The sequence below is a fragment of the Neobacillus fumarioli NBRC 102428 genome (genome assembly GCF_001591485.1).
Taxonomy (GTDB): Bacteria; Bacillota; Bacilli; order Bacillales; family Cytobacillaceae; genus Neobacillus; species Neobacillus fumarioli.
Map to the genome: position 1 here is coordinate 1 of NZ_BCUZ01000230.1, position 1448 is coordinate 1448.

Sequence of the window (1448 nt, forward strand, 5' to 3'; positions counted from 1 at the left end):
CATCTACCTTTAACAGAGCCTATTTTATAGAAATTTTACAAAGGAGTTTTGAACAATGACTGTAACAATGGATCAAATTGTTTCACATGCCAAACACAGAGGCTTTATTTTCCCTGGATCAGAAATATATGGCGGACTTGCAAACACATGGGATTATGGCCCATTAGGCGTAGAATTTAAAAATAATATTAAACAGGCATGGTGGAAAAAGTTTGTACAACAGTCCCCATACAATGTGGGCTTAGATGCTAGCATATTGATGAACCCAAGAACATGGGAAGCTTCCGGCCATATTGGGAACTTTAATGATCCGATGATTGACTGCAAGAATTGTAAAGCCCGTCACCGAGCTGACAAATTAATTGAACAGGCATTGGAAGAAAAAGGTGTCGAAATGGTCGTTGACGGTCTGCCATTTTCCAAAATGGAAGAACTGATTAAGGAAAACAACATTGCCTGCCCTGATTGCGGTAGCCATGATTTTACCGGCATCCGCCAGTTTAATTTAATGTTTAAAACATTCCAAGGGGTAACAGAAACTAGTGCCAATGAAATATATCTCCGACCTGAAACCGCGCAAGGGATATTTGTTAACTTTAAAAACGTGCAGCGGACAATGCGCAAGAAGCTTCCATTTGGAATTGCCCAAATTGGCAAAAGTTTCCGCAATGAGATTACCCCGGGAAACTTTACGTTCCGTACTAGAGAATTTGAACAAATGGAGCTTGAATTTTTCTGCAAGCCTGGTGAAGAGCTAAAATGGTTTGATTATTGGAAGCAATTTGCGGAAGAATGGCTGTTGTCGCTTGGACTAAGGAAAGAGAACTTAAGACTTCGCGATCATTCGGAAGAAGAACTGTCCCATTACAGCAACGCCACGACTGATTTTGAATATAAGTTTCCATTTGGTTGGGGCGAGCTTTGGGGTGTAGCTTCAAGAACAGATTATGATTTGAAACAGCATATGGAATATTCAGGTGAAGACTTCCATTACCTTGATCCGGAAACGAATGAAAAGTATATTCCATATTGTATTGAACCATCTCTTGGTGCCGACCGTGTTGCTTTGGCGTTTCTGATTGACGCCTATGATGAAGAACAACTTGAAGATGGTACCTCACGAACTGTTATGCATTTTCATCCTGCATTGGCACCGTTTAAAGCTGCTGTTCTGCCATTATCGAAAAAGCTTTCAGATGGTGCAAAAGAAGTATTTGAGATGTTATCTAAACACTTTAACATCGATTATGATGAAGCAGGTTCCATCGGCAAGCGATATCGCCGCCATGATGAGATCGGAACTCCTTTCTGTATTACTTATGACTTTGATTCAAAAGACGATCAAATGGTAACTGTCAGGGACAGAGATACAATGGAGCAAACACGCCTGCCAATCTCACAGCTGGTAAACTATATCCAAGATAAGATTTCTTTCTAAAGGAAATGGG

Annotated in this window: 1 protein-coding gene; it reads left to right on the plus strand. The window is 40.5% G+C overall.

Features of this window, described 5'->3' with window-relative positions; genetic code table 11:
* The first annotated feature begins 55 nt into the window (after positions 1-55).
* Positions 56-1438 (plus strand): glycine--tRNA ligase, encoded by a 1383-nt coding sequence (locus tag BFU02S_RS15790; protein ID WP_066372746.1) that lies wholly within the window; start codon positions 56-58, stop codon positions 1436-1438.
* The last annotated feature ends 10 nt before the right edge of the window (positions 1439-1448 follow it).